The organism is Pseudomonas sp. MPB26 (assembly GCF_046605355.1).
In the GTDB taxonomy this organism is placed as follows: Bacteria; Pseudomonadota; Gammaproteobacteria; order Pseudomonadales; family Pseudomonadaceae; genus Aquipseudomonas; species Aquipseudomonas cedrina.
The window spans coordinates 1,568,068-1,594,060 of the sequence record NZ_CP176793.1; the positions used below are offsets into that span (position 1 = coordinate 1,568,068).

Consider the following 25,993-nt stretch of genomic DNA (forward strand, 5'->3'; position numbering starts at 1 on the left):
CGTGGGAACGATCAGGCATAAAAAAACGCCCCCGGCCTTTCGACCGGGGGCGTTTTTCATTCAGCCTGAGTTAACTCAGTTCTTGGCTTTCTTGGCAGCGCGGGTACGCTCGCCTTCGTCCAGGATCTTCTTACGCAGGCGGATCGACTTAGGCGTAACTTCGCACAGTTCGTCGTCCTGGATGAATTCCAGGGCCTGTTCCAGGGTGAAGCGAACAGGTGGGACCAGAGCGATGGTTTCGTCTTTGCCCGAAGCACGCATGTTGTCGAGCTTCTTGCCTTTGGTTGGGTTGACGCCCATGTCGTTGTCACGGCTGTTCAAGCCAACGATCTGACCGTTGTAGATCTCTTGACCGTGCTCAACGAACAGCTTGCCACGCGCCTGGAGGGTTTCCAGGGAGTAGGTCAGCGCCTTGCCGGTTTCTACCGAGACCAGAACACCGTTCTGACGGCCGGACATGTCGCCGGACTTCATGGTGTCGTAGCGATCGAAGATCGAGGTCAGGATGCCAGCACCGTTGGTCAGGGTCAGGAACTGGTTACGGAAACCGATCAGACCACGCGCAGGGATGTTGTATTCCAGACGCACACGGCCCTTGCCATCCGGCACCATGTTGGTCAGGTCGCCTTTACGCAGGCCCATCTCTTCCATGACCTTGCCCTGGGATTCTTCAGGGGTGTCGATGGTGACGTTTTCGAACGGTTCCTGCTTCACGCCGTCAACCTGACGGATGATCACTTCAGGACGACCCACACCCATTTCGAAGCCTTCGCGACGCATGGTTTCGATCAGTACCGAGAGGTGCAGCTCACCACGGCCGGAAACCTTGAACTTGTCGGCCGAGTCGCCTTCTTCAACGCGCAGGGCAACGTTGTAAAGCAGCTCTTTGTCCAGACGCTCCTTGATGTTACGGGAGGTCACGAACTTGCCTTCCTTACCGCAGAACGGCGAGTCGTTTACCTGGAAGGTCATGGAAACGGTTGGCTCGTCGACGGTCAGAGGCTTCATCGCCTCGACGGTGTCCGGCTGGCACAGGGTGTCGGAGATGAACAGCGAGTCCATACCGCTCACGCACACGATGTCGCCGGCAAAAGCTTCTTCAACGTCGATGCGGTGCAGACCGTGGTGACCCATCAGCTTCAGGATACGACCGTTGCGCTTCTTGCCGTCGGCGCCAATGGCGACAACCGGGGTGTTCGGCTTGACGCTGCCGCGAGCAATACGGCCAACGCCGATAACACCCAGGAAGCTGTTGTAGTCCAGTGCCGAGATTTGCATCTGGAACGGGCCTTCACGGTCAACCTTCGGAGGTGGAACGTGGTCAACGATCGCCTGGTACAGCGGGGTCATGTCTTCGGCCATGGCGGTGTGTTCCAGACCGGCAATGCCGTTCAGGGCCGAGGCGTAGATCACCTGGAAGTCCAGTTGTTCTTCGGTGGCGCCGAGGTTGTCGAACAGGTCGAAGATCTGGTCCAGAACCCAGTCCGGACGCGCGCCTGGACGGTCAACCTTGTTGATGCACACGATCGGACGCAGGCCGGCTTCGAAAGCCTTCTTGGTCACGAAACGGGTTTGCGGCATAGGGCCGTCTTGAGCGTCAACCAGCAGCAGAACGGAGTCGACCATCGACATTACGCGTTCTACTTCGCCGCCGAAGTCGGCGTGGCCCGGGGTGTCCACGATGTTGATGTGGTAGCCGTTCCAGTTGATTGCGGTGTTTTTTGCCAGGATGGTAATACCGCGCTCTTTTTCCTGGTCGTTGGAGTCCATCACGCGCTCGTCGTTGAGCTCGTTGCGCTCCAGGGTGCCGGATTGACGCAGGAGTTTGTCTACCAGGGTGGTTTTACCATGGTCAACGTGAGCAATGATGGCGATGTTACGTAGATTTTCGATCACTTGTGTATCTCGATCAGAGGATTCGGTGTGCTGACAGGTCGTGGCAGCGATTTACAGTAGAGTCAGGCCTTGCCGTTACAGCTTGACGGCAGAGTCGGGGGGCCGGTGACGCAGGCCACAGGCAAACAGCCCCGGGCTCTTAGCTCGGTCGATAAACGCGCACATTGGCATGCCCCTCACTGAGCAAATGGTGGGCATGCAGGCGACTCATCACGCCTTTGTCGCAATACAGCAGGTACTGACGGCTGTCATCCAGTTCCTTGAAACGCGCGTTCAATGCATAGAACGGCAGCGTTTGTACGTCGATGCCAGGAATTTCCAGCGGCTCGTCTTCAGCGGCATCCGGGTGACGGATGTCGATGATGATCTGGCCGGCCAGGGCTTCGCTGACTTCTTCGATCTGCACATCCTGGCCCAGCTCGTCGATGACGCGATCGATCGGGACCAGTTTGGCGTTCTCGAGCGCACGCTCCAGAACCGCCATGTCGAACTGTTGTTCTTCGTACTCCACGCGGTTGCGCTTGGCGTGGGTCTTGGGGTTCACCGAGATGACCCCGCAGTACTCAGGCATATGCTTGGCAAAGTCGGCGGTGCCGATTTCTTCTGCCAGGTCGATAATGTCCTGTTTGTGGCTGGCGATCAGTGGGCGCAGCACCAGTTTCTCGGTCACGCAGTCGATCAGCGACAGGTTAGGCAGCGTCTGGCTCGAGACCTGGGAGATCGCTTCACCGGTCACCAGCGCGTCGATCTGCAGCTGGTCGGCGATCCGGGATGCGGCGCGCAACATCATACGCTTCAAAACCACGCCCATATGACTGTTATCGACTTTGCCGAGAATTTCGCCCAGCACTTCTTCGAACGGTACGCTTACAAATAGCACGCGTTGGGAGCTGCCGTACTTCTTCCAGATAAAGTGCGCCACTTCCATCACGCCCAATTCGTGTGCACGCCCGCCCAGGTTAAAGAAACAGAAGTGGCTCATCAGGCCGCGCCGCATGATCTGGTAGGCCGCGACCGTGGAATCGAAACCGCCGGACATCAATACCAGGGTCTGTTCCAGGGCGCCCAGCGGGTAGCCGCCGATGCTGTTGTGCTGGCTGTGGATCACAAACAACCGTTGGTCGCGAATTTCCATGCGCACTTCAATTTGCGGTGCTTTCAGGGAAATTCCGACGGCGCCGCACTCGCGCCGCAGCTTGCTGCCGACGTATTTCTCCACATCCATGGAGCTGAACGGGTGCTTGCCGGCGCGCTTGCAACGCACCGAAAAAATCTTGCCTTCCAGCTCATTACCGAAGTGCTGTTTACACTTTTCGGTGATGTCGTCGAAGTCACCCAGCGGGTACTCGTCTACTTGCAGGAAATGCGCGATGCCCGGCATGCAGCTCAGGCGCTCGGTCATGTCCTTCAAGGCTTTGGCGTCGGTCAGGCGGGTTTCCAGCTCGAGGTTGTCCCACACGCCATTCACCACCACAGCCGGGTCCAGATCGCGGAGCACGGCACGGATGTTCTTGGCCAACTGACGGATGAAACGCATCCGTACCGGTCGGCTCTTGATGGTGATCTCGGGGAAGACTTTAACGATTAATTTCATGGAAACAGCGCGTGCCGGGCCTGCTGAAAAAGGGGGGCGCGGATTATAGCGGAAATCGCTCAAGGTTTAACCAGTTAATATGCACAGCAACCACCGCGCACTAAAGCGGTGCGTTCGCAGGTAGTCGCGCCACATTGCAGTGCGCTATTTTCTGGCTTTTGTCGCAATGCACCTTTATAGGGTCGCTTTTGGAGCACAAAACCCATGTTGGCGCACTGGCATGCAATTTGCTCTCTTGTGAGGCAGGTTGCCATGGCGGACTATCCGCGCCGGCATCACCCACATTCTAAGGGCTAACTCCACTACCCCAGCCCGAAGCCACCCGGAGGACACTATGTCGAAGTCGGTTCAACTCATCAAAGATCATGACGTCAAATGGATTGATCTGCGCTTCACGGACACCAAAGGCACTCAGCACCACGTGACCATGCCGGCTCGCGATGCGCTGGATGATGCGTTCTTCGAAGAAGGCAAAATGTTCGACGGTTCCTCCATTGCCGGCTGGAAAGGCATCGAAGCTTCCGACATGATCCTGATGCCGGACGACAGCACTGCCGTGCTGGACCCGTTCACCGAAGAGCCGACCCTGATCCTGGTGTGCGACGTCATCGAGCCGTCGACCATGCAAGGCTACGACCGCGACCCACGTGCAATCGCCAAGCGTGCCGAGGAATACCTGAAGTCGACCGGTATCGGCGACACCGTATTCGTAGGCCCGGAGCCAGAGTTCTTCATCTTTGACCAGGTCAAGTTCAAGTCCGACATTTCCGGCTCGATGTTCAAGATCTACTCTGAGCAAGGCTCGTGGATGTCCGACCAGGACGTGGAAGGCGGCAACCATGGCCACCGTCCAGGCATCAAAGGCGGCTACTTCCCGGTTCCACCGTTCGACCACGACCACGAAATCCGTACCTCCATGTGCAACGCCATGGAAGACATGGGCCTGGTCATCGAAGTGCACCACCACGAAGTGGCGACTGCCGGCCAGAACGAAATCGGTGTGAAGTTCAACACCCTGGTGGCCAAGGCTGACGAAGTCCAGACCCTGAAGTACTGCGTACACAACACTGCCGTTGCCTACGGCCGTACCGCGACCTTCATGCCCAAGCCACTGTACGGCGATAACGGTTCGGGCATGCACGTTCACCTGTCCATCGCCAAAGATGGCAAGAACACCTTCGCTGGCGAAGGTTATGCCGGCCTGTCGGACACCGCCCTGTACTTCATCGGCGGCATCATCAAGCATGGTAAGGCCCTGAACGGTTTCACCAACCCGTCGACCAACTCCTACAAGCGTCTGGTCCCAGGTTTCGAAGCTCCGGTAATGCTGGCCTACTCGGCGCGCAACCGCTCTGCCTCGATCCGTATTCCTTACGTGTCGAGCCCGCGCGCTCGCCGTATCGAAGCGCGCTTCCCGGACCCGGCTGCCAACCCGTACCTGGCCTTCGCTGCCCTGGTCATGGCCGGCCTGGACGGCATCCAAAACAAGATCCACCCAGGCGACGCCGCCGACAAAAACTTGTACGACCTGCCGCCTGAAGAGGCCAAAGAGATCCCACAAGTGTGCGGCAGCCTGAAAGAAGCCTTGGAAGAGCTGGACAAGGGCCGTGCGTTCCTGACCAAAGGCGGCGTGTTCAGCGACGACTTCATCGACGCTTACATCGAGCTCAAAAGTGCAGAAGAAATCAAAGTGCGCACCTTCGTGCACCCACTGGAATACGAGCTGTACTACAGCTGCTGATCCGGTAGCGCCGCTTAAGGTGGCGTGATGCGAAAAGACCTCCCTCGGGAGGTCTTTTTTTGCCTGGGGATTGTCAGGTGGCTGCTTGGCGGTCGAGCATACGACTGACCATCAACGTGCCCATGGCACTCAATTGGTGAATGGCCAGCGCGACATCGCGGTGCTTGCCGTCCAGGTCTTCGGACAGGTCCAGCAACAAGGTGCTGACCGAAGAGAAGGTTTCGAAGCTGTTGATCATCAGGGCTTCGTCGTCGATATCGGCGGCGATGGTGAAGACGGATGGGGGTGGATTTGGGGTTGGCTTGAACATGTCTTAACTTCCTCGAATGAGGCCGCCATCGACTCGCTACTAAACGATTAGGTGGCAGCTGTGCGCAGGTTAGTAGACCGGGGAAGTTAAGCAAAAACCGGCGCATCCAAAGATGCCCTGCACACAGCCGCCATAAAGAACGGTGCGGTACACGCTTAACTTGACCCTCAGGCTACTAAACCTGATCGCTGATGAGCAGCAACCGAGCAACCTTAGAGACGACAAGCCAGCCGTACAAGCCGGCGGATTCTGGCGCACCTGTAGGCAAGCACGCAAGTTAAGGTAGCCTCTGACTGACACACTGCCCAATCTGCAAACCCAATCAAAAATGTGGGAGCTGGCTTGCCTGCGATGGCATCAGCTGGGTATACCTGATGTACCGAGTTGCCTGCATCGCAGGCAAGCCAGCTCCCACAGGAGATCCGCTTTGAAACATCGACTTGCGTTCGCTTTGTTATTTTTCAGCGCCAGTGCGAGCGCTGCGCCGCCCACCCTTGAGCCTCTGCTCAACAGCATCGCCGAACGCCTGGAGATCGCCGACCAGGTCGCCCTGAGCAAATGGGACAGCCACAAGCCCGTAGAGGACAAGAAGCGCGAGCAGGAGGTAATCGCCAGCGTTATCGCCCAGGCACCGAGCTACAAACTGGACCCCGCCGCCGCCGAGCAGTTTTTTTCGGCCCAGATTGAGGCGAACAAACTGGTGCAGTACACCCACCTGTCCGACTGGCAGTTCCAAGGCAAGGCGCCTGATGACTCGCGCCCGGACCTGGTGAAGCAGATTCGTCCGCAATTGGACCAACTGCAAAAAAGCCTGCTGCAGCAACTGGCGGACTTCACCCCGCAGCGCACCGACCCGCAGTGCCCCAAGTGGCTGGCCGAAGCGGTGCATGAACCGCTGAATGACCCGTTGCGCCAGCTGGCGATGATTCGCGCCACGGCCGAGCTGTGCATTTACAAGAGCTAAAGCTGCAAACCCAATCAAACATGTGGGAGCGGGCTTGCTCGCGAAAGCGGTGTGCCAGTCATACACCAACCACTGACAGACCGCTTTCGCGAAGCAAGCCCACACATTTGAATTGCTTATCTTCCTGAACAACCTTCACAAAACAGCACTATATTGGTGCAACCCTCTGCACCCTTCCCACCGACTCACACCATTTTGGTTCGAAACTTCCCGCCAAGGCTGGCAGAACGCCACAGTTTCGCGCTTGAAACCCCTATTTCAGCGCCTTTGCGCTTCTTTTCGGAGCCTTGGTTTGGTTTTTGCATTTTCCTTGTATCAGCGTGTGCCTCAAGCCCGCGCCTTGCTCCAAAAGAGGTCCTGATGACCATCAGCGATGCACTGCACCGTTTGCTACTCGACAACCTGACCACCGCGACCATTCTGCTCAATGACGACCTGCGTCTTGAGTACATGAACCCGGCGGCGGAGATGCTGCTGGCCATCAGTGGCCAGCGCAGCCATGGGCAGTTCATCAGCGAATTGTTCACCGAGTCGGCCGAGGCCTTGAGCTCCTTGCGCCAGGCGGTGGAGCAGGCCCACCCGTTCACCAAGCGCGAAGCGATGCTTACCGCGCTGACCGGCCAAACGTTGACCGTCGATTACGCCGTGACCCCGATCCTGAGCAATGGTGCGACCTTGCTGTTGCTCGAAGTGCACCCCCGCGACCGCCTGCTGCGCATCACCAAAGAGGAAGCGCAGCTGTCCAAGCAGGAAACCAGCAAGATGCTGGTGCGCGGCCTGGCCCACGAGATCAAGAACCCGCTGGGCGGTATTCGCGGCGCCGCGCAGTTGCTGGCCCGCGAGCTACCGGAAGAGCACCTCAAGGACTACACCAACGTCATCATCGAAGAGGCCGACCGCCTGCGTAACTTGGTGGACCGCATGCTCGGTTCCAACAAGCTGCCGTCCCTGGCGATGACCAACGTTCACGAAGTGCTCGAGCGTGTTTGCCAACTGGTCGAGGCTGAAAGCCAGGGTTGCATCACCCTGGTGCGCGATTACGACCCGAGCATTCCAGACGTATTGATCGACCGCGAGCAGATGATCCAGGCGGTGCTCAATATCGTGCGCAACGCCATGCAGGCCATCAGCAGCCAGAACGAGCTGCGCCTGGGCCGCATCAGCCTGCGTACCCGCGCCCTGCGCCAGTTCACCATCGGCCATGTGCGCCATCGCCTGGTGACCAAGGTCGAGATCATCGACAACGGCCCGGGCATTCCTGCGGAACTGCAGGAAACCATTTTCTTTCCCATGGTCAGCGGCCGCCCGGACGGTACCGGGCTGGGCCTGGCCATTACCCAGAACATCATCAGCCAGCATCAGGGCCTGATCGAATGTGAGAGCCATCCCGGCCACACCACGTTCTCGATCTTCCTGCCATTGGAACAAGGAGCCCCCTCGACATGAGCCGTAGTGAAACTGTCTGGATCGTTGACGACGACCGTTCTATCCGCTGGGTCCTGGAGAAAGCCTTGCAACAGGAAGGCATGACCACCCAGAGCTTCGACAGCGCCGACGGGGTGATGAGCCGCCTGGCGCGCCAGCAGCCCGACGTGATCATCTCCGACATCCGCATGCCCGGCGCCAGCGGCCTCGACCTTTTGGCGCGGATTCGCGAGCAGCACCCGCGCCTGCCGGTGATCATCATGACCGCGCACTCGGACCTGGACAGCGCTGTCGCGTCCTATCAGGGCGGGGCCTTTGAGTACCTGCCCAAGCCGTTCGACGTGGACGAGGCGGTGGCGCTGGTCAAGCGCGCCAACCAGCACGCCCAGGAACAGCAGAACCAGCAAGCCCCGCCCGCCCTGACCCGCACCCCGGAAATCATCGGCGAAGCGCCGGCGATGCAAGAAGTGTTTCGCGCCATCGGGCGTTTGAGCCATTCCAACATCACCGTGCTGATCAACGGCGAGTCGGGCACCGGTAAAGAACTGGTCGCTCACGCCCTGCACCGTCACAGCCCACGGGCGGCTTCGCCGTTCATTGCGCTGAACATGGCGGCCATTCCCAAGGACCTGATGGAGTCCGAGCTGTTCGGCCATGAAAAAGGCGCGTTCACCGGCGCGGCCAACCTGCGTCGCGGGCGCTTTGAGCAGGCCGACGGCGGTACGCTGTTCCTCGATGAAATCGGCGACATGCCGGCCGACACCCAGACCCGCCTGCTGCGGGTGCTGGCGGACGGCGAGTTCTACCGCGTTGGCGGGCATACGCCGGTCAAGGTCGATGTGCGCATCATCGCGGCGACCCACCAGAACCTGGAAACCCTGGTGCACGCGGGCAAGTTCCGTGAGGACTTGTTCCACCGTCTCAACGTGATCCGCATCCACATTCCGCGTATGTCGGACCGCCGCGAAGACATCCCGACCCTCGCCCGCCACTTCCTCAGCCGCGCCGCCCTGGAGCTGGCCGTGGAGCCGAAGCTGCTCAAGAGTGAAACCGAGGAATACCTCAAGAACCTGCCGTGGCCGGGTAACGTGCGCCAACTGGAGAACACCTGCCGCTGGATCACCGTGATGGCGTCCGGGCGCGAAGTGCACATCAGCGACCTGCCGCCGGAGCTGCTGAGCCTGCCACAGGACTCCGCACCGGTGACCAACTGGGAGCAGGCGCTGCGCCAATGGGCTGACCAGGCCCTGGCACGCGGCCAGTCGAGCCTTTTGGACAGTGCCGTGCCGGCGTTTGAGCGGATCATGATCGAGACGGCCCTGAAGCACACCGCTGGCCGTCGTCGCGATGCCGCCGTGCTGCTGGGTTGGGGCCGCAATACCCTGACGCGCAAGATCAAGGAACTGGGGATGAAGGTGGACGGTGGGGATGATGATGAGGGGGATGAGGGCTGATTCCCAATTTTCCTGATCCACCGAAGATCCACATTTGGATCTCCACATAATTTCGGGGCCGTGCACCGCTTCAATGCACCATGAACCGGCATTGGGCACGGGTCCAAGTCCTGAAACCTGAGCTTCGCCAAGAAAAATCTTAAAGCCAAAACCACCAAAGCCCCGTATTCCGGGGCTTTGTGCTTTCTGCAAGATTCTTTTGGGACGATCCAACAACTCTGGCACGCACCCTGCAATAACCCCAGTACAACCCAGTTTCGGGGACCTTGGTACAGGCAGGCCGAGAATCCCCTCTTTAACACCGAAGCCTTAAGGCTTCACCCCGTTTTGGGAGCCCTGGTACAGGCAGGCCGGGAACTCCCTCTTTTATTGCTCCTGGAGATGGATCTCCAACCGCCAGCGGTCATCGACCGCCTCACCACTCCACACCCCTCGCAAGGGCCGAGCCGCCACCAGGTTCAGCAACAGGCCCGCATCGGTCTTGCGCACACGCCAGTTCACATCCTTTCCATTGACCTTGAGTTGCCCACTGGCAGCCTGGCCTTGCGCGTCGAACAGCAGCGCCACGGTGCCGTCGATGTGCTCGCCGTGCAGCTTGGGCTCGCTGTTGAACCACACCACCACGCCGTCCGCTGCGGTTTCGACCTGTTGCAGCTCGACCGGGTCGGGGGTGGTCAGGCGGCCGATCATCAGGCCGACCATGAGGCCGACAATCGCCAATGAACCCATGACCCTCGGCAATAGCTTCGGCCTCGGGTCTTCTTCAGGGGTAGAATGCAGCGCATCTTTGCCTTCGGAGCCGTGCATGTTTCACGTCATCCTTTTTCAACCAGAAATTCCGCCGAACACCGGCAACGTTATCAGGCTGTGCGCCAACAGTGGCTGCCACCTGCATTTGATCGAGCCCCTGGGCTTCGACATGGACGACAAGCGCCTGCGCCGTGCCGGGCTGGACTACCACGAGTACGCCACGCTCAAGCGCCATGCCGATTTGGCCAGCTGCCTGGAAAGCCTGGGGCACCCACGCTTGTTCGCATTCACCACCAAGGGTTCGCGGCCGTTCCATGATGCCAGCTTTGCCGAGGGCGACGCGTTTCTGTTTGGCCCGGAAAGTCGCGGTTTGCCGGCCGAGGTGCTTGATGCACTGCCTGACGCTCATCGCCTGCGCCTGCCGATGCGCGAGGGTTGCCGCAGTTTGAACTTATCGAACACCGTAGCCGTTGCCGTCTATGAAGGCTGGCGCCAACTCGGTTTTAAATAACACCGCATAACAAATGTGGGAGCGGGCTTGCTCGCGAATACGGTGGATCAGTCGCCAAATCAGTTGACTGACAGTCCGCATTCGCGAGCAAGCCCGCTCCCACATTTAGATCTGCGTCGGGTTCGAGATTACTGAACGGTCGACGCACCTTCCTGTTGCATGCGCTGCAGCTCTTGCGCATACAGGGCATCGAAGTTCACCGGAGCCAGCATCAACGCCGGGAACGAGCCACGGGTGACCAGGCTGTCCAGGGTCTCGCGGGCATACGGGAACAGGATGTTCGGGCAGAACGCGCCCAGGGTGTGGCTCATGGACGCTTCGTCCAGGCCCTGGATCAAAAAGATACCGGCCTGTTGCACTTCAGCGATAAAGGCCACTTCTTCGCCGTTCTTGACGGTGACCGACAGGGTCAGCACAACTTCGTGGAAGTCGCCTTCCAGGGCTTTCTGGCGGGTGTTCAGGTCCAGCGCAACGCTTGGAGTCCATTCCTGGCGAAAGATGGCCGGGCTTTTCGGCGCTTCGAACGACAGGTCACGCACGTAGATGCGCTGCAGCGAAAACTGTGGGCCTTGAGCTTCTGCTGCTTCGGTATTCTGTTGGTCAGTCATCGCAGATCCTTGTCTATCTTGAGGTCTTTAAGGGTTGGGCTTCAGGCGAGCAGCGCATCGAGTTTACCGGCGCGCTCCAAAGCAAACAGGTCATCGCAGCCACCGACATGCCTGTCGCCGATCCAGATTTGCGGGACCGACGTGCGGCCGGCTTTCTGGGCCATTTCGGCGCGCACCTGGGGTTTGCCGTCGACCTTGATTTCTTCGAAGGCAACGCCCTTCTTCTCAAGCAGGGCCTTGGCCCGCATGCAGTAAGGGCACCAATCGCTGGAATACACGACAACCTGGCTCATATCACTTCACCAAAGGCAGGTTATCGGCGCGCCAGCTGCTGATACCACCGGACAGCTTGGCGGCGGTGAAACCGGTCTTGAGCATCTCGCGGGCGTGAGTGCCGGCGTGCTGGCCCTGGGCGTCGACCAGGATGATGGTCTTGGCCTTGTGCTTTTCCAGCTCGGCCAGGCGCGCGATCAGCTTGTCCTGCGGAATATTCAGGGCACCGACGATATGGCCGGTGGCGAAATCCTTGGCCGGACGGATGTCGACGACAACGGCTTCATCCTTGTTGACCAGCGCGGTCAGCTCCGCCGTGCTCAGGCTGCGGCCACCACGGCTCATTTCATGAGCGATCAGCAGCGCGAGCAGGATGACGAAGGCACCCACAAGCAGGTAGTGGGCAGTGGCAAATGCAATCAGGTGATCAACCATCAAGGAGGTTCCAGGGCGTTAAAATGGCGGTAAGTATACACAGCCGCCAGGGGGGGCCAACCCCCGTAAAGCGGTGACGTGGTCGGAACTTCGCTTTAAACTGCCACTCCCTTTTCAATTGCCTTCCTTTATTACCGCCGCGAGAGGATCTATGACTACCACGCCTAAACCTTTGGTCCTGATAATTCTCGATGGCTTCGGACACAGTGAAAGCCACCACGACAACGCGGTATACGCGGCGCGCAAGCCCGTGCTGGACCGCCTGACCGCCACCGTCCCCAACGGCCTGATCTCCGGCTCCGGCATGGACGTGGGCCTGCCGGACGGCCAGATGGGCAACTCGGAAGTCGGCCACATGAATCTGGGCGCCGGACGAGTGGTCTATCAGGACTTCACCCGTGTGACCAAAGCGATCCGCGATGGCGAGTTCTTCGAGAACCCGACCATCTGCGCGGCGGTAGATAAAGCAGTGGCGGCCGGCAAGGCCGTGCACTTCATGGGCCTGTTGTCCGACGGCGGCGTGCACAGCCATCAGGACCACCTGGTGGCCATGGCCGAACTGGCGTTCAAGCGCGGCGCCGACAAGATCTACCTGCACGCCTTCCTCGACGGCCGCGACACCCCGCCGAAAAGTGCACAATCGTCCATTGAACTGCTCGATACCACCTTCGCCGCCCTGGGCAAGGGGCGCATCGCCAGCATCGTGGGGCGTTACTTCGCCATGGACCGCGACAATCGCTGGGACCGCGTATCCCAGGCCTACAACCTGATCGTCGACGGCCAGGCAGAATTCAACGCCGCCACCGCCCAACAGGGCCTGGAAGCCGCTTACGCCCGTGGCGAGAGCGACGAGTTCGTCAAAGCCACCACCATCGGCGAGCCGGTTAAAGTTGAAGACGGCGACGCCGTGGTGTTCATGAACTTCCGCGCCGACCGTGCCCGCGAGCTGAGCCGTGTGTTCGTGGAAGACGGCTTCAAGGAATTCGAGCGTGCGCGCCAGCCGAAGGTGCAGTACGTCGGCCTGACCCAATACGCCGCCAGCATTCCGGCCCCGGCCGCGTTTGCAGCCGGCAGCCTGGACAACGTGCTGGGCGACTACCTGGCGAAAAACGGCAAGACCCAACTGCGTATCGCCGAAACCGAGAAATACGCCCACGTCACCTTCTTCTTCTCCGGCGGGCGCGAAGAGCCATTCCCGGGCGAAGAGCGCATCCTGATCCCGTCACCTAAAGTTGCCACCTACGATCTGCAGCCGGAAATGAGCGCGCCGGAAGTCACCGACAAAATCGTCGACGCCATCGAGCACCAGCGCTTCGACGTCATCGTGGTCAACTACGCCAACGGCGACATGGTCGGCCACAGCGGCAACCTGGAGGCTGCGACCAAGGCCGTGGAATGCCTGGACCTGTGCGTCGGCCGCATCGTTGAAGCCCTGGAAAAAGTTGGCGGCGAAGCGTTGATCACTGCTGACCACGGCAACTGCGAGCAAATGTCCGACGAATCCACCGGCCAGGCCCATACCGCCCATACCACCGAGCCGGTGCCGTTCATTTACGTCGGCAAGCGTGATTTCAAGGTGCGTGAAGGCGGCGTGCTGGCGGATGTGGCGCCGACGATGTTGATGTTGATGGGGTTGGAGAAGCCGCAGGAAATGACCGGGACTTCGATACTGGTCTGATTTCAGCCTCACCGCGAAACCATTGTGGGAGCGGGCTTGCTCGCGAATGCGGAGGGTCAGTCGATGAAGATGTTGACTGAACCACCGCATTCGCGAGCAAGCGCGCTCCCACATGGGTTGTGCGGCGATTCCAAGATAGCCATTCGCCATACCAGCGCCACTCGGTACCTATCTTGCCTCTCAGCCCGAATTGGGCGTTTTTTTTGCAGCGTGGGCCGGGCATACTAGAGCGTCCCTTTCCCTGGTGTCGCCCGCCTCTATGCTTCGCGCCTTGATTACCCTTGCTCTTGTCTGCCTGCTCCAACCGGCGTTTGCCGATGAGCGTGCACAAACCCAACAACAGTTGGACGCTACGCGTCAGGACATTGCCGAGCTGAAAAAGCTGCTGGGCAAGCTCCAGGAAGAAAAATCCGGGGTGCAGAAAGACCTGCGCGGCACGGAAACCGAAATGGGCAAGCTGGAGAAGCAGGTCCAGGAGCTGCAAAAAGAACTAAAGAAGAGCGAGTCGGAACTGGAGCGACTCGACGCTGAGAAAAAAAAACTCCAGAGCGCACGCGTTGAACAGCAACGCTTGATCGCGATCCAGGCCCGTGCCGCCTATCAGAACGGCCGCCAGGAATACCTCAAGCTGCTGCTCAACCAGCAGAACCCGGAGAAATTCGCGCGCACCCTGACCTACTACGATTACCTGAGCAAAGCTCGCCTGGAGCAGCTTAAAAGCTTCAACGAGACGTTGCGCCAGTTGGTCAACGTCGAGCAGGAAATCGCCAACCAGCAGTCGCAGTTGCAAGATCAGAAGAGCGCCCTCGACACCCAGCGCAACGAATTGGACAAAGTGCGCAAGGAGCGCCAGCTGGCCCTGGCCAAGCTCAATGACGACGTAAAGGCCCGCGATGCCAAGCTGCAGGCCCGTGAGCAGGACCAGGCCGACCTGGCCAAAGTACTCAAGACCATCGAGGAAACCCTGGCGCGCCAGGCACGCGAGGCGGAGGAAGCGCGGCAGAAAGCGCTGATCGCCCAGCAGGAAGCCGAAAAAAAGCGCCAGCGTGAGGCCGAACTGGCAGCCACCTCGGACGCCCCGACCCCGCGCAAACCGGCGCATGCACCCCCTGGCCCGCTGGTTTCCAGCGCCGGCGAGTCGTTCGGCGGCCCTTTTGCTTCAGCGCGCGGCAAACTTCCATGGCCGGTTGATGGTCGATTACTGGCACGCTTTGGTGAAACCCGTGGCGACGACACCCGCGCCAAGTGGGATGGGGTGATGATCAGCGCCTCCGCCGGCAGCGCGGTTCACGCCGTGCATGGCGGCCGCGTGGTATTCGCCGATTGGCTGCGCGGCGCCGGTTTGTTGGTAATTCTCGACCACGGTAATGGCTATTTGAGCCTTTATGGCCACAATCAGACATTACTCAAGTCGGCAGGTGATGTTGTAAAAGCCGGTGAGTCCATCTCCACTGTCGGTAACAGTGGTGGCCAGGAAACTCCGGCGCTGTACTTCGCTATTCGTCAGCAGGGTCGCCCGAGCGATCCTGCACAATGGTGCCGTTCCCAAGGATAGGGCCGCATCTACATTAGGATTAGGAGTTCGTTCGACATGCTGCATTTGTCCCGCCTCACTTCGCTGGCCCTGACGATCGCGCTGGTGATCGGCGCGCCCCTGGCTTTCGCCGATCAGGCTGCACCCGCCGCCACGGCCGCGACCTCTGCCGCGACCACCAAGGCGCCGTTGCCACTGGACGAGCTGCGCACCTTTGCCGAGGTCATGGACCGGATCAAGGCAGCCTATGTCGAACCCGTGGACGACAAGACCCTGCTGGAAAATGCCATCAAGGGCATGCTCAGCAACCTCGACCCGCACTCCGCCTACCTGGGCCCGGAAGATTTCGCCGAGCTGCAGGAAAGCACCAGCGGTGAATTCGGTGGGCTGGGCATCGAAGTCGGCGCCGAAGACGGCAACATCAAGGTGGTGTCGCCGATCGACGACACGCCGGCGTCCAAGGCCGGCATCCAGGCCGGTGATTTTATCGTCAAGATCAACGGCCAGCCTACCCGTGGCCAAACCATGACCGAAGCCGTCGACAAGATGCGCGGCAAAATCGGCCAGAAGATCACCCTGACCCTGGTGCGCGACGGCGGCAACCCGTTCGACGTGACGCTGACCCGCGCGACCATCGTGGTCAAGAGCGTGAAGAGCCAGTTGTTGGAGGCGGGCTACGGTTACATCCGTATCACCCAGTTCCAGGTCAAGACCGGCGACGAAGTGGCCAAGGCCCTGGCCAAGCTGCGCAAGGACAACGGCAAGAAGCTCAACGGCATCGTGCTTGACCTGCGTAACAACCCGGGCGGCGTGCTGCAGTCGGCGGTGGAAGTGGTAGACCACTTCATCACCAAGGGCTTGATCGTCTACACCAAAGGCCGCATCGCCAACTCCGAGCTGCGCTTCTCGGCCACCGGCAACGACCTGAGCGAGAACGTGCCGCTGGCGGTGCTGATCAACGGCGGCAGTGCCTCGGCTTCGGAGATCGTCGCCGGCGCCCTGCAAGACCAGAAACGCGGTGTGCTGATGGGCACCAACAGCTTCGGCAAAGGCTCGGTGCAAACCGTGCTGCCGCTGAACAACGAGCGTGCGCTGAAGATCACCACGGCCCTGTACTACACGCCGAACGGTCGCTCGATCCAGGCCCAGGGCATCGTGCCGGATATCGAGGTGCGCAAGGCCAAGATCACCAACGAGATCGACAGCGAGTACTACAAAGAGGCGGACCTGCAAGGTCACCTGGGCAATGGCAATGGCGGCGCCGACCAACCGACAGACAGCGGTAAGAAATCCAAGCCGATGCCCCAGGACGATGACTACCAGCTGGCCCAGGCGCTGAGCCTGCTCAAGGGCCTGAGCATCACGCGTAGCCGTTGATATGCGCGTTGCCCTGATCATCGCCTTGCTGTGCAGCCTGGCCGGCGTCGCCCATGCGGAGCCGGCCGACAAGCCGCACAAAGCCTACCTGACCCTGATCATCGACGACCTCGGGCAAAACCTGCCCCGGGATCGTCGCGTGCTGGCGCTCCCTGGGCCGGTGACCACGGCGATCATGCCCGACACGCCCCACGCCGCCGAGTTTGCCCGCGAAGCGCACAAGGCCGGCAAGATCGTGATCCTGCACATGCCCATGGACCCGGCCACCGGCCCGTTCGCCTGGCATCCCGAGCTTTCCATCGAAGAACTCGGCAAGCGCCTCGACGCGGCATTCCAGGCTGTGCCTTTTACCGCCGGCATCAACAACCACATGGGCAGCCGCATGACCGCGCAACCACAAGCCATGGCCTGGCTGATGAGCGAGCTGCAACGCCGCAACAAATTCTTTGTCGACAGCCGCACCAGCGCGCAAACCGTCGCGGCGGCAGAGGCACAGAAGATCGGTCTGGCCCATGTCTCGCGGGATGTATTCCTGGATGACGAACGGACCGAAGCGGCGATCACCACTCAACTGCAAACCGCAATCAAGCTGGCCCACAAACAGGGTTCAGCGGTGATGATCGGCCACCCTTACCCGCAAACCCTGGCGGTCCTGGAGCGCGAGTTGCCCAAACTCAAGGCCCAGGGCGTGGAGTGGATCGATATCAGGTTGATGATCAGCGTGCGCAGTAACCAGGCGATGGCGGGTCATGGCAAAAACGGCACCTACCTTCCTGCGCGTAGATAGATACAGCCCGCCCATGCGCTTACTGCTCGACAGTTGATGCTCCAATCAACTGGAGCGATTTCCATGAAACCTCTGCAATTCAACGACCTGCTTATCAGCTTTACCAGCGAGTTCCTGCCGCTGTGGAATGACAAAGGATCCAACGCAGACAAGGCTGTCGGCTTCTGGCGGCCGAGCACAACGTCCGACGTCCTGAGCCCGTTTTACGCCTTGGGTGATATTGCGGTCGGTCACTATCGCAATATCAATCAAGGCAAGATCGTCGCAGTCGTGAGCGACGCGAACAAGGCCGACGGCACGGCGCTGCGTCCACCCGTTGACTATCAATTGGTGTGGCACGATGAAGGGACTGGGGCGCATGCCAACCTTTCCATCTGGCGCCCGCTTGCCCCGCAGGGCTACGTCACGATGGGGCTGGTGTGTGGTGTAGGCTACGACAAACCCTCGCGCCATGCCGTGCGCTGTGTGCGAGAAGACCTGGTGGTGACAGCGCAAGTGGGTGAGCTGATCTGGAACGATAAAGGCAGCGGCTCCGCCAACGATTTAAGCCTCTGGTCGGTCACTGCGCCCGATGCGCCCGCCGGCGAAGTTTACCTGGCGCCCGGTACCTTCCTTGGCCATGACAGTTATGCCAAGCCAGGCATCGAGACCTACTCGCTACGCCTGGCGTTGACTGCGCAACTGAGCGACCTGCCGCCGCCGCCCGCGCTCACAGGGCACGAAAGCCCACCCGCTGATGAAAGCAGCGCCACGCTGCAAGTCTGCGAGCTGCCTTGGTTTTGCGTAAAAGACCCGGAACTGAGCGCCGTCGAACAGCTTCAGTCGTCGCCCACCTATCGACTTGAACGCACGGACCGTCACCGCCTCGGCGGCTTCGGGCATAACACCGGGGCGACCCCCCAGCCTTTCATGTGGACGGCAGACAAGGGCGAACTGGGCGGGAATGCCAGAGCGTTGGCATTCAACACCAGCGTCGACTTGAGCAAAGAGTGGCCTGCGCATCCACAGGCGTTTGAGTTGAGTTTCTCTGTGCAGCTGGAGCGTGACTTCACGCATACCCAACGCTCCGCAAAAGGCTGGAGTCATTCCTCGCCCTTGGAAATCATCACTTATGTGCCGCCGAAGAAGGCCGTCGCGGCTTACCTGTTGCACAGTGAATACTGCCTGCTGCGTCAGGATGGCAGCCAGGTTTCAACTACCGTCAGCTACATCAATGGCGATCACGTTTATATGAGCGAGTCACCCGACACCGAGCCGCTGCCGGACGAGGCAGTTCCAACGGTAGAAGCCCCTCAATCGGAGCCGAATCTAGAGGTAACGGGCCATGATTTGATCGACGACACCCTCGCTCCGTAACTGATCGAGGGCCGCTTGCAGCCTGGCCACCACCTCGTCCGGCACCTCTTTGTTCAGCGCCAGATAAAGCTGCGCACTGTTGAAGCGCAGCACGGTTCTGAGTTGGGTCACCCCGACCTGGCGGGCCAGGTAACGGCCCGCCGGATCACCAGTGGCCCACAGGTCTATCTGGCCATCCACCAGCTTTTGCGCGTTGTCCTGGTCGCGCAGCGCAACAATCGGGTTGAGCCCCTGTTTCTCCAGGGTCTCGGCAATGGCATCGCCCTTGTAGGCGCCGACTCTGTAGCGGCGGGCGTGCTCAAGGTCGGCCAGTTGGATCTTGCTGTCGGCCTTGGCCAGCAGCACCCAGTCATCCGGCCCCAGGGGGCCGACCCATTTGAACAGCGCTTCGCGATCCGGCAGGCGGGCCATCACGAACACACCATAGCCAGGCTTTTCCAAGGCGAGTTTATAGATTCGTTCCCAAGGGAAACGCAGGGTCAGGTTGTAAGAAATACCCGCACGCTTGAAGGTCTCGCGCACGATGTCTGCGGCAATGCCTTCGATGTTCTCGTCCTTGGCGAAGTTCTTGCCGTTTTTCGCCATGTTGTAGGGCGGGAAATTCTCGGTCAGCAGCACCAGGGAGCCACCGGATGGCTCATCGGCGTGACTTGGGCCAGCCAGAAGGACGGACGTACTGGCGAGGGCGAGCAACAGGTGCTTGAACATGAAAGTTACCGAAATCCATGGCAAGCGCAGAGAGTGCCGCGCACTTGCCATGCTGTCCAGCCCCTTCAGCGCACGACAATACCGCGCGCCGCCATGTACGCCTTGGCCTCGGGAACGGTGTATTCGCCGAAGTGAAAAATACTCGCCGCCAGCACCGCACTGGCATGGCCTTCGATCACGCCGTCGGCCAAGTGCTGCAGGTTGCCGACACCGCCGGATGCAATCACCGGAATGCCCAGCGCATCACTGATGGCGCGGGTTACGCCCAGGTCGAAGCCGTTTTTCATGCCGTCCTGGTCCATGCTGGTCAGCAGGATTTCACCGGCGCCCAGGCCTTCCATCTTCATCGCCCACTCCACCGCGTCCAGGCCGGTCGGCTTGCGACCGCCGTGGGTGAAGATCTCCCAGCGCGGGGTTTCACCGGGGCCGGAGACCTTCTTGGCGTCGATCGCGACCACGATGCACTGCGAGCCGAAGTGTTGTGCGGCTTCGCCAACAAACTCGGGGTTGAACACGGCGGCGGTGTTGATCGAGACCTTGTCCGCACCGGCATTGAGCAGGTTGCGGATGTCTTGCACGGTGCGCACGCCACCACCCACGGTCAGTGGGATAAACACCTGGCTGGCCATGCGCTCGACGGTATGCAGCGTGGTGTCGCGGCCATCGACGCTGGCGGTGATGTCGAGAAAGGTAATCTCGTCGGCACCTTGCTCATCGTAGCGACGGGCGATTTCCACCGGGTCGCCGGCATCGCGAATGTTCTCGAACTTGACGCCCTTGACCACACGACCGTTGTCGACGTCCAGGCAAGGGATGATGCGTTTGGCCAGCGCCATGGTCAGTCCTCAGCCGTTGTAGGCATCGCAGTAAGCCTGGGCTTCGGCGACGTCCAGGGTACCTTCGTAGATCGCGCGGCCGGTGATGGCGCCGATGATGCCGGGAGCCTTTGCGTCCAGCAGCGACTTGATGTCACCCAGGTTATGGATACCACCGGAAGCGATCACTGGGATCTTCGTCGCAGCGGCCAGCGCGGCGGTGAACGGTACGTTGCAGCCCTGCATCATGCCGTCTTTGGCGATGTCGGTATAAACGATGGCGGACACACCGTCGGCTTCGAACTGCTTGGCCAGGTCGATCACTTGCACGGTGCTGATCTCGGCCCAGCCGTCGGTGGCGACAAAGCCGTCCTTGGCATCCAGGCCGACGATCACTTTGCCTGGGAAGGCGCGGCAGGCTTCGGCAACGAAGGCCGGGTCTTTTACCGCCTTGGTGCCGATGATCACGTAGCTCACACCCGCTTTGACGTAGTGCTCGATGGTTTCCAGGGAGCGAATGCCGCCACCGATCTGGATCGGCAGGTTCGGGTAGCGCCTGGCAATGGCGGTAACCACTTCGCCGTTGACCGGCTGGCCCTCGAAAGCGCCGTTCAAGTCCACCAGATGCAGACGACGGCAGCCCCCTTCCACCCATTTGGCAGCCATGCTCACCGGGTCATCGGAGAACACGGTGGAATCTTCCATGCGGCCTTGGCGCAGACGGACGCAGGCGCCGTCCTTGAGATCGATAGCGGGGATAATCAGCATCTGGCAAACCTTATTCGATATTCAGCAATGCTTGGGAAATCAGGGTTTCTCAAGCGACCACAGGTCGCTTTCGATGCTTTCGAACCTTTCTTTGAGGAGCGTCTGCGTATCGAAAATCGCCCTGTTGTAATAGTGCGGCGCCACCTCGGTGGTGAACAGCTCGAGAATCTCGGCGACCTCGAACGAGCCCAGCTTGAGCTCGAAGCGGTCTTCCATGAACAGCTTGATCTTGTGGGTGGCCTCACGTTCCTGGTCGGGCGTGAGGTTCAAAATCGGCGGCTTCGGCTTCTTGGCCATTACCAATGACCATTCCACGCGGCGAAATTCTGCAGCAATTGCAGGCCATGGGTATGGCTCTTCTCCGGGTGGAACTGCACCGCAAACCGCGAACCGTCGGCCAATGCCGCGGCGAAGTCGACGCCGTAGTGACCGCCCCCCACCACCTGCTCCGGTAAACCTGCGGCGATGTAGTAGCTGTGCACAAAATAGAAACGCGCCATGTCCGGCACTTCGTGCCACAGCGGGTGATCCACGCGCTGGCTCACTTCGTTCCAGCCCATATGCGGGACCTTCAAGTGAGCGCCGTCTTCATGCAGGTCCTTGCCGAAGAACTTCACCTGGCCCGGAAACAGGCCGATGCAGTCAACGCCGTCGTTCTCTTCACTGCTGTCGAGCAAGGCTTGCATGCCCACGCAGATGCCGAGGAACGGGCGGTCCTGGCTGACCTCGCGTACCAGGCTGTCAAAGCCCAGACGGCGGATCTCGGCCATGCAATCGCGAATCGCACCCACGCCGGGAAACACGACCCGGTCGGCTTCGCGAATTACGTTGGCATCGCTGGTGATCAGCACCTTGCCGGCGCCTACGTGCTCGAGGGCCTTGGCCACCGAGTGCAGGTTACCCATGCCGTAATCGATAACCGCGACCGTCTGCATTACAGGACGCCCTTGGTCGACGGCATTTGCCCGGCCATGCGGTCATCCAGCTCGACGGCCATGCGCAGCGCGCGGCCGAATGCCTTGAACACGGTTTCGATCTGGTGGTGGGTGTTGGTGCCGCGCAGGTTGTCGATGTGCAGGCTGACCAGGGCGTGGTTGACGAAACCCTGGAAGAATTCCTGGAACAGGTCGACATCGAAGCCGCCGACGGTGGCGCGGGTGTAGGGCACGTGCATCTGCAGGCCAGGGCGGCCGGAGAAGTCGATGACTACGCGCGACAGCGCTTCGTCCAGCGGGACATAGGCATGGCCGTAGCGACGGATGCCTTTTTTGTCGCCGATGGCCTTGGCAAATGCCTGGCCGAGGGTGATGCCTACGTCTTCCACCGTGTGGTGGTCGTCGATATGCAGGTCGCCCTTGCTGACGATATCCAGGTCGATCAGCCCGTGACGGGCGATCTGGTCCAGCATGTGCTCAAGAAAAGGTACACCGATATCGAATCGGGCCTTTCCGGTGCCATCCAGGTTGATCGAGGCTTTGATCTGGGTTTCCAGAGTGTCGCGCTCGACGGACGCCATACGTTCGACCATCACCAGCTCCGCAAATCATTGGGCGAAAAAGGCAGCCATTATAGGGGCGCGGGCGCTAAACAGAAACATCGGAGGGGATAAGACTGATGGAGTGTCGGGGATAGACATGTGCATACATGTGGAGCCCATCCCCGAAACACTGCATAACCAATGTGGGAGGGGGCTTGCCCTAATGCCAGTCAGTTAAGCGTACATCGCCCTCTGTAGGAGCGAGCTTGCTCGCGAAAAACGTCAACGATAACGCGTGTTACCTGAATGAACGCGGCGGCTGTGAGTTCTTCGCGAGCAAGAACTAGGCGTCCCCCTGAACTGGCCTAATGATTTTGGACACTTCAATCGGGCGCTATGATAGCGCCCAAATTTGAGGTGTTTGGATATGCGTAAATCTTATTCGAGTGAGTTCAAGCTCAAGGCCGCCAGCATGGTGTTGGATGAAGGTCAGCCAGTTACCGAAGTCTGTGCCAGCCTGGATATCGGCCCCACAGCGCTGCGTCGCTGGGTCGATCAAGTGCAAAAAGAACGCTTGGGCTCGACTCCCGTAGGGGCCAAGGCGATTACCGCTGATCAACGAGAAATCCAGAGGCTCAAAGCTCTGCTCAGAGAGAAAGACCTGGATATCGAAATCCTAAAAAAGGCCAGTGCTCTCCTGCTTTTGGACGCCAAAGATCATTCACGTTGATCGATGAGCTGGACGAGCAGTACGGCGTTAAAAGGTGTTGCCGGGCGTTCGGGGTCAACCGCAGTAGTTTCTACGCTTGGCGCCAGCGCCAGGGCAGAGCAAATCCTGAACGGGACAAGCTCAAGGCCGCGCTGGTCAGGCACCACAAGGCGTCCAGAGAGTCGGCCGGCGCACGTACATTGTCCAAGGAGCTACAAGCCAAAGGGCATCGTATCGGACGTTATATGGCTCGCAGTTTGATGCGCGAAGCTGGCATCGCTAGTCGTCAGCGCAGGCGCCATAAGTACAAGTCGCCGGGCGCGGAGGCCTTGGTGGCGCCACACGTGCTCAAGCGGAAATTTGATGTGACGGCGGTTAATCAGGTGTGGTGTGGCGACGTGACTTACATCAAGGTCGGCAAGCGGTGGATGTACTTCGCCGCCGTTCTGGATTTGTACGCTCGCAGGATCGTAGGCTGGTCGTTCTCGATGATTTCTGATGCCAACCTGACCTGCGAAGCGCTACGCATGGCGGTTGAGCTACGCGGCCATCCCCAGAATGTGTTGTTTCATTCTGACCAAGGTTGTCAGTACACCAGTCATAAGTTTCGAAACGAGCTGCTCAAACAGGGTTTTAGGCAAAGCATGAGCCGTAAAGGCGAGTGCTGGGATAACGCCCCGATGGAGCGTTTCTTTGGCAGTTTGAAATCAGAGTGGGTGCCTGAGACGGGCTACAAACTGGAACATGAGGCCCGAGCAGACGTACAGCGCTATGTCTCTCGCTACAACATCAGCAGGCCTCACAGCTATAACGACTACCGGTCGCCGGTCATGAAGGAAAGGTTGGCGGCGTGAACCGTAATCAGTGTCCAAGATTACTTGACCAGTTCACCCTCGCTCCTACAAAAAACCTTAACTGACTGGCAAGCCCCCTCCCACAGTTGATATCAGTGGAACAGTACTGCGGTCTTCTGCAGGGTCACCCACACACCCCACGCCAACGGAATACCCACCACCAGCCAGGCTGCGATCGCCAAAGGCACGGTGCCGGAGGCTGCTTTCCACTCCAGGGAAGTGGTGGCATCCGCACCTTTGTCATGGCCCAGCGCCTGTTCGGCGGCAAGTTCCGCGTCGGTCATGAAGTACTTGTCGGCCACTGGACGAACCAGCAGGTTGCAGATGAAACCCAGCACCAGCAAACCGGCGAGGATGTACAACGTGATGTCGTAAGCGGCGGCGCGTTCAACGCCGATGCTCAGCTGATACTCACGCAGGTAGTTCACCAACACCGGGCCCAATACGCCTGCGGCAGCCCATGCTGTCAGCAGGCGACCGTGGATCGCGCCGACCATCTGTGTACCGAACAGATCCGCCAGGTAGGCCGGAACGGTCGCAAACCCACCGCCGTACATCGACAGGATGATGCAGAACGCCGCCACGAACAGCGCTACGTTACCCAGGTGGCCCAGGTTCGGGATCAGCGCGTACAGCGCAAAGCCCAGGGCAAAGAACACGAAGTAGGTGTTTTTACGGCCCAGGTAGTCGGAGAACGATGCCCAGAAGAACCGGCCACCGATGTTGAACAAGCTCAACAGACCGGTGAAACCTGCCGCAATGGCCGCAATGGACGCCAATTGCCCCGCGTCCAGTTGGCCGAATGGCACGTCCACGCCCAGCAGCTTGCCGCCGAACACTTCCTGCAGCAGTGGCGACGCCATGCCGAGGATACCGATGCCGGCGGATACGTTCAGGCACAGCACCAGCCACACCAGGCGGAACTGCGGGGTTTTCCAGGCCACGTTCACATGTACGTGGCGGTGGGTGATCATCGCATTGCTGGCTTTTTTCGCCGGCGCGGTCCAGCCCTCAGGCTTCCAGCCGGTCGGTGGAACGCGATAGGACAGCGCGCCGCCGATCATGAACACGAAGTAGATCGCGGCCATCACCAGGAAGCTCTGCCAGACGCCAACACTGGTCGGCGACGCAAAGTGGCCCATCAGTGCTGCGGCAAGGGGTGCCCCTACCATCGCGCCGCCGCCGAAGCCCATGATCGCCATGCCGGTGGCCATGCCGCGCTTGTCCGGGAACCATTTGATCAGGGTCGACACGGGCGAGATATAACCCAGGCCCAGGCCGATACCGCCGATGACCCCGGAGCCGATCCACATCAGCCAGATCTGGTGGGTATAGATACCCAGCGACGAGATCAGCAGGCCACCACACCAGCACAGCGCCGATACAACGCCGGCCTTGCGTGGCCCGGCATGTTCCAGCCAGCCGCCCCAGATCGCTGCCGAGCAGCCCAGGAAGATGAAGAACAGGGTGTAAATCCAGCCCAGCATGGAGATGGGCCAGTCACATTGGGACGAGAAGACTTGGGCGATAAAACTCATGTCCGGTGCGCAGGCAACCGGTTTGGTGATACCCAGCGCCTTGGACAGCGGCAGCCAAAATACCGAGAAGCCGTAGGCCATGCCGATGCACAGGTGGATCGCCAGGGCGGCCGGTGGAACCAGCCAGCGGTTGAAGCCGGGCTTGGCGATAATGCGTTCCTTGGACAGGAACGCAGGCTTCGCGGCAGTTGAAGCTGCCGCAGTGCTAGTGCTCATTGATGTTTCCCCCAGTTGTTAGTATGTGTCCGTCAGGCGCTCTCTCCCTCGGCCTTGCACGCAAAGCGTGGCCGTTTTGTTGAGTGAAGCTCCATTTTGGCGCGACGATAGGTCGCATAAGGCGAACGAACGGCGCGAGATTAGCATCTGCCGATGACAGAAAACCAAAATGACATCACTTTTTTGTTTTTCTTGACGTCAAATTACCGCCCATC

The 25,993-nt window shown here is 59.9% G+C and carries 26 protein-coding genes; 12 read left to right on the plus strand and 14 right to left on the minus strand.

The window, feature by feature from the left end:
- Window positions 1-75: 75 nt before the first annotated feature.
- Window positions 76-1,896 (minus strand): translational GTPase TypA, encoded by a 1,821-nt coding sequence (gene typA / locus ACLH0H_RS07240; RefSeq protein WP_017478180.1) that lies wholly within the window; start codon window positions 1,894-1,896, stop codon window positions 76-78.
- A gap of 139 nt (window positions 1,897-2,035) precedes the next feature.
- Complete coding sequence (gene thiI / locus ACLH0H_RS07245; protein WP_411381515.1) at window positions 2,036-3,490, minus strand: tRNA uracil 4-sulfurtransferase ThiI; 1,455 nt, start codon at window positions 3,488-3,490, stop codon at window positions 2,036-2,038.
- Window positions 3,491-3,824: 334 nt separating this feature from the next.
- Between thiI and glnA the strand changes: the two genes are divergently transcribed.
- Window positions 3,825-5,231, plus strand: a complete 1,407-nt coding sequence (glnA, locus tag ACLH0H_RS07250; RefSeq protein WP_012721762.1) for a type I glutamate--ammonia ligase — start codon at window positions 3,825-3,827, stop codon at window positions 5,229-5,231.
- A gap of 73 nt (window positions 5,232-5,304) precedes the next feature.
- Here glnA and ACLH0H_RS07255 read toward each other — a convergent pair whose 3' ends face one another.
- The gene (locus ACLH0H_RS07255; protein ID WP_307387662.1) at window positions 5,305-5,541 is read right to left on the minus strand and encodes a DUF6124 family protein; all 237 of its coding nucleotides are present in this window, start codon (window positions 5,539-5,541) and stop codon (window positions 5,305-5,307) included.
- 427 nt (window positions 5,542-5,968) lie between these two features.
- On the opposite strand from ACLH0H_RS07255, the gene ACLH0H_RS07260 reads away from it, so the two are divergent.
- From ACLH0H_RS07260 to ntrC, 3 genes are all read left to right on the plus strand, one after another.
- Window positions 5,969-6,505 (plus strand): chorismate mutase, encoded by a 537-nt coding sequence (locus ACLH0H_RS07260; protein ID WP_411381516.1) that lies wholly within the window; start codon window positions 5,969-5,971, stop codon window positions 6,503-6,505.
- Window positions 6,506-6,865: 360 nt separating this feature from the next.
- Window positions 6,866-7,951, plus strand: a complete 1,086-nt coding sequence (gene glnL, locus ACLH0H_RS07265) for a nitrogen regulation protein NR(II) (protein ID WP_056860661.1) — start codon at window positions 6,866-6,868, stop codon at window positions 7,949-7,951.
- Window positions 7,948-9,384 (plus strand): nitrogen regulation protein NR(I), encoded by a 1,437-nt coding sequence (ntrC, locus tag ACLH0H_RS07270; RefSeq protein WP_076951662.1) that lies wholly within the window; start codon window positions 7,948-7,950, stop codon window positions 9,382-9,384. Before glnL ends, ntrC begins: the two co-directional genes overlap by 4 nt.
- A 366-nt stretch (window positions 9,385-9,750) precedes the next feature.
- On the opposite strand, the gene ACLH0H_RS07275 is transcribed toward ntrC, so the two are convergent.
- Window positions 9,751-10,191, minus strand: coding sequence for a hypothetical protein (locus ACLH0H_RS07275; RefSeq protein WP_411381517.1), 441 nt, complete (start codon window positions 10,189-10,191; stop codon window positions 9,751-9,753).
- Between ACLH0H_RS07275 and ACLH0H_RS07280 the strand changes: the two genes are divergently transcribed.
- Window positions 10,190-10,645: a tRNA (cytidine(34)-2'-O)-methyltransferase gene (locus ACLH0H_RS07280; RefSeq protein WP_411381518.1), complete on the plus strand. Its 456-nt coding sequence runs from the start codon at window positions 10,190-10,192 to the stop codon at window positions 10,643-10,645. The two genes, ACLH0H_RS07275 and ACLH0H_RS07280, sit on opposite strands and share 2 nt — an antisense overlap.
- Before the next feature lie 128 nt (window positions 10,646-10,773).
- Here ACLH0H_RS07280 and secB read toward each other — a convergent pair whose 3' ends face one another.
- Genes secB through ACLH0H_RS07295 form a run of 3 tightly spaced genes read right to left on the minus strand, consistent with a single transcriptional unit; the run spans window position 10,774 to window position 11,961 of the window.
- Window positions 10,774-11,253 (minus strand): protein-export chaperone SecB, encoded by a 480-nt coding sequence (gene secB, locus ACLH0H_RS07285; protein WP_024072893.1) that lies wholly within the window; start codon window positions 11,251-11,253, stop codon window positions 10,774-10,776.
- A 41-nt stretch (window positions 11,254-11,294) separates the two neighbouring features.
- The gene (gene grxC, locus ACLH0H_RS07290) at window positions 11,295-11,546 is read right to left on the minus strand and encodes a glutaredoxin 3 (RefSeq protein WP_307387668.1); all 252 of its coding nucleotides are present in this window, start codon (window positions 11,544-11,546) and stop codon (window positions 11,295-11,297) included.
- A gap of 1 nt (window position 11,547) precedes the next feature.
- Window positions 11,548-11,961 carry a rhodanese-like domain-containing protein gene (locus tag ACLH0H_RS07295; RefSeq protein ID WP_076951659.1) on the minus strand — a complete coding sequence of 138 codons (414 nt, stop codon included), beginning with the start codon at window positions 11,959-11,961 and terminating at the stop codon, window positions 11,548-11,550.
- 151 nt (window positions 11,962-12,112) lie between these two features.
- Between ACLH0H_RS07295 and gpmI the strand changes: the two genes are divergently transcribed.
- The 5 genes from gpmI to ACLH0H_RS07320 all read left to right on the plus strand — a co-directional run bounded on the left by gpmI (window position 12,113) and on the right by ACLH0H_RS07320 (window position 18,693).
- Window positions 12,113-13,639 (plus strand): 2,3-bisphosphoglycerate-independent phosphoglycerate mutase, encoded by a 1,527-nt coding sequence (gpmI, locus tag ACLH0H_RS07300; protein WP_411381519.1) that lies wholly within the window; start codon window positions 12,113-12,115, stop codon window positions 13,637-13,639.
- A gap of 259 nt (window positions 13,640-13,898) precedes the next feature.
- Complete coding sequence (locus tag ACLH0H_RS07305) at window positions 13,899-15,194, plus strand: murein hydrolase activator EnvC family protein (protein WP_411381520.1); 1,296 nt, start codon at window positions 13,899-13,901, stop codon at window positions 15,192-15,194.
- 36 nt (window positions 15,195-15,230) lie between these two features.
- Window positions 15,231-16,550 (plus strand): S41 family peptidase, encoded by a 1,320-nt coding sequence (locus tag ACLH0H_RS07310; RefSeq protein ID WP_411381521.1) that lies wholly within the window; start codon window positions 15,231-15,233, stop codon window positions 16,548-16,550.
- A 1-nt stretch (window position 16,551) separates the two neighbouring features.
- Window positions 16,552-17,337: a divergent polysaccharide deacetylase family protein gene (locus ACLH0H_RS07315; RefSeq protein ID WP_411381522.1), complete on the plus strand. Its 786-nt coding sequence runs from the start codon at window positions 16,552-16,554 to the stop codon at window positions 17,335-17,337.
- 63 nt (window positions 17,338-17,400) lie between these two features.
- Window positions 17,401-18,693 (plus strand): Vps62-related protein, encoded by a 1,293-nt coding sequence (locus ACLH0H_RS07320; protein ID WP_411381523.1) that lies wholly within the window; start codon window positions 17,401-17,403, stop codon window positions 18,691-18,693.
- On the opposite strand, the gene ACLH0H_RS07325 is transcribed toward ACLH0H_RS07320, so the two are convergent.
- From ACLH0H_RS07325 to hisB, 6 genes are all read right to left on the minus strand, one after another.
- Window positions 18,646-19,401, minus strand: a complete 756-nt coding sequence (locus ACLH0H_RS07325) for a substrate-binding periplasmic protein (RefSeq protein WP_411381524.1) — start codon at window positions 19,399-19,401, stop codon at window positions 18,646-18,648. The two genes, ACLH0H_RS07320 and ACLH0H_RS07325, sit on opposite strands and share 48 nt — an antisense overlap.
- Before the next feature lie 65 nt (window positions 19,402-19,466).
- Window positions 19,467-20,237 (minus strand): imidazole glycerol phosphate synthase subunit HisF, encoded by a 771-nt coding sequence (gene hisF, locus ACLH0H_RS07330; RefSeq protein ID WP_003171107.1) that lies wholly within the window; start codon window positions 20,235-20,237, stop codon window positions 19,467-19,469.
- A 9-nt stretch (window positions 20,238-20,246) separates the two neighbouring features.
- Window positions 20,247-20,984, minus strand: a complete 738-nt coding sequence (gene hisA / locus ACLH0H_RS07335; protein ID WP_065885760.1) for a 1-(5-phosphoribosyl)-5-[(5-phosphoribosylamino)methylideneamino]imidazole-4-carboxamide isomerase — start codon at window positions 20,982-20,984, stop codon at window positions 20,247-20,249.
- Window positions 20,985-21,023: 39 nt separating this feature from the next.
- A complete protein-coding gene (locus tag ACLH0H_RS07340; RefSeq protein WP_186687483.1) occupies window positions 21,024-21,281 on the minus strand; it encodes a DUF2164 domain-containing protein in 258 nt (85 codons plus the stop codon).
- Window positions 21,281-21,919, minus strand: a complete 639-nt coding sequence (gene hisH, locus ACLH0H_RS07345; protein ID WP_411381525.1) for an imidazole glycerol phosphate synthase subunit HisH — start codon at window positions 21,917-21,919, stop codon at window positions 21,281-21,283. The genes ACLH0H_RS07340 and hisH overlap by 1 nt, the downstream gene beginning before the upstream one ends.
- Complete coding sequence (gene hisB, locus ACLH0H_RS07350; protein WP_003237513.1) at window positions 21,919-22,512, minus strand: imidazoleglycerol-phosphate dehydratase HisB; 594 nt, start codon at window positions 22,510-22,512, stop codon at window positions 21,919-21,921. The genes hisH and hisB overlap by 1 nt, the downstream gene beginning before the upstream one ends.
- Window positions 22,513-22,888: 376 nt before the next feature.
- Between hisB and ACLH0H_RS07355 the strand changes: the two genes are divergently transcribed.
- Both ACLH0H_RS07355 and ACLH0H_RS07360 read left to right on the plus strand, forming a co-directional pair.
- Window positions 22,889-23,191 (plus strand): transposase, encoded by a 303-nt coding sequence (locus ACLH0H_RS07355; RefSeq protein ID WP_014717988.1) that lies wholly within the window; start codon window positions 22,889-22,891, stop codon window positions 23,189-23,191.
- Window positions 23,188-24,024 (plus strand): IS3 family transposase, encoded by an 837-nt coding sequence (locus ACLH0H_RS07360; protein WP_411378539.1) that lies wholly within the window; start codon window positions 23,188-23,190, stop codon window positions 24,022-24,024. The genes ACLH0H_RS07355 and ACLH0H_RS07360 overlap by 4 nt, the downstream gene beginning before the upstream one ends.
- 92 nt (window positions 24,025-24,116) lie before the next feature.
- Here the strand turns inward: ACLH0H_RS07360 and ACLH0H_RS07365 are convergent, their stop codons facing one another.
- Entirely contained in the window at window positions 24,117-25,778 is a 1,662-nt protein-coding gene (locus ACLH0H_RS07365; protein ID WP_076951649.1) for an OFA family MFS transporter, read from the minus strand.
- Window positions 25,779-25,993: the final 215 nt, after the last annotated feature.

Coding starts and splice junctions, on each gene's coding strand:
- thiI (WP_411381515.1), bottom strand. CDS start 3,490: ATGAAATTAATCGTTAAAGTCTTCCCCGAGATCACCATCAAGAGCCGA.
- glnA (WP_012721762.1), top strand. CDS start 3,825: ATGTCGAAGTCGGTTCAACTCATCAAAGATCATGACGTCAAATGGATT.
- ACLH0H_RS07255 (WP_307387662.1), bottom strand. CDS start 5,541: ATGTTCAAGCCAACCCCAAATCCACCCCCATCCGTCTTCACCATCGCC.
- glnL (WP_056860661.1), top strand. CDS start 6,866: ATGACCATCAGCGATGCACTGCACCGTTTGCTACTCGACAACCTGACC.
- ntrC (WP_076951662.1), top strand. CDS start 7,948: ATGAGCCGTAGTGAAACTGTCTGGATCGTTGACGACGACCGTTCTATC.
- ACLH0H_RS07280 (WP_411381518.1), top strand. CDS start 10,190: ATGTTTCACGTCATCCTTTTTCAACCAGAAATTCCGCCGAACACCGGC.
- ACLH0H_RS07275 (WP_411381517.1), bottom strand. CDS start 10,191: ATGCACGGCTCCGAAGGCAAAGATGCGCTGCATTCTACCCCTGAAGAA.
- secB (WP_024072893.1), bottom strand. CDS start 11,253: ATGACTGACCAACAGAATACCGAAGCAGCAGAAGCTCAAGGCCCACAG.
- grxC (WP_307387668.1), bottom strand. CDS start 11,546: ATGAGCCAGGTTGTCGTGTATTCCAGCGATTGGTGCCCTTACTGCATG.
- ACLH0H_RS07295 (WP_076951659.1), bottom strand. CDS start 11,961: ATGGTTGATCACCTGATTGCATTTGCCACTGCCCACTACCTGCTTGTG.
- gpmI (WP_411381519.1), top strand. CDS start 12,113: ATGACTACCACGCCTAAACCTTTGGTCCTGATAATTCTCGATGGCTTC.
- ACLH0H_RS07305 (WP_411381520.1), top strand. CDS start 13,899: ATGCTTCGCGCCTTGATTACCCTTGCTCTTGTCTGCCTGCTCCAACCG.
- ACLH0H_RS07310 (WP_411381521.1), top strand. CDS start 15,231: ATGCTGCATTTGTCCCGCCTCACTTCGCTGGCCCTGACGATCGCGCTG.
- ACLH0H_RS07315 (WP_411381522.1), top strand. CDS start 16,552: ATGCGCGTTGCCCTGATCATCGCCTTGCTGTGCAGCCTGGCCGGCGTC.
- ACLH0H_RS07320 (WP_411381523.1), top strand. CDS start 17,401: ATGAAACCTCTGCAATTCAACGACCTGCTTATCAGCTTTACCAGCGAG.
- ACLH0H_RS07325 (WP_411381524.1), bottom strand. CDS start 19,401: ATGTTCAAGCACCTGTTGCTCGCCCTCGCCAGTACGTCCGTCCTTCTG.
- hisF (WP_003171107.1), bottom strand. CDS start 20,237: ATGGCGCTGGCCAAACGCATCATCCCTTGCCTGGACGTCGACAACGGT.
- hisA (WP_065885760.1), bottom strand. CDS start 20,984: ATGCTGATTATCCCCGCTATCGATCTCAAGGACGGCGCCTGCGTCCGT.
- ACLH0H_RS07340 (WP_186687483.1), bottom strand. CDS start 21,281: ATGGCCAAGAAGCCGAAGCCGCCGATTTTGAACCTCACGCCCGACCAG.
- hisH (WP_411381525.1), bottom strand. CDS start 21,919: ATGCAGACGGTCGCGGTTATCGATTACGGCATGGGTAACCTGCACTCG.
- hisB (WP_003237513.1), bottom strand. CDS start 22,512: ATGGTCGAACGTATGGCGTCCGTCGAGCGCGACACTCTGGAAACCCAG.
- ACLH0H_RS07355 (WP_014717988.1), top strand. CDS start 22,889: ATGCGTAAATCTTATTCGAGTGAGTTCAAGCTCAAGGCCGCCAGCATG.
- ACLH0H_RS07365 (WP_076951649.1), bottom strand. CDS start 25,778: ATGAGCACTAGCACTGCGGCAGCTTCAACTGCCGCGAAGCCTGCGTTC.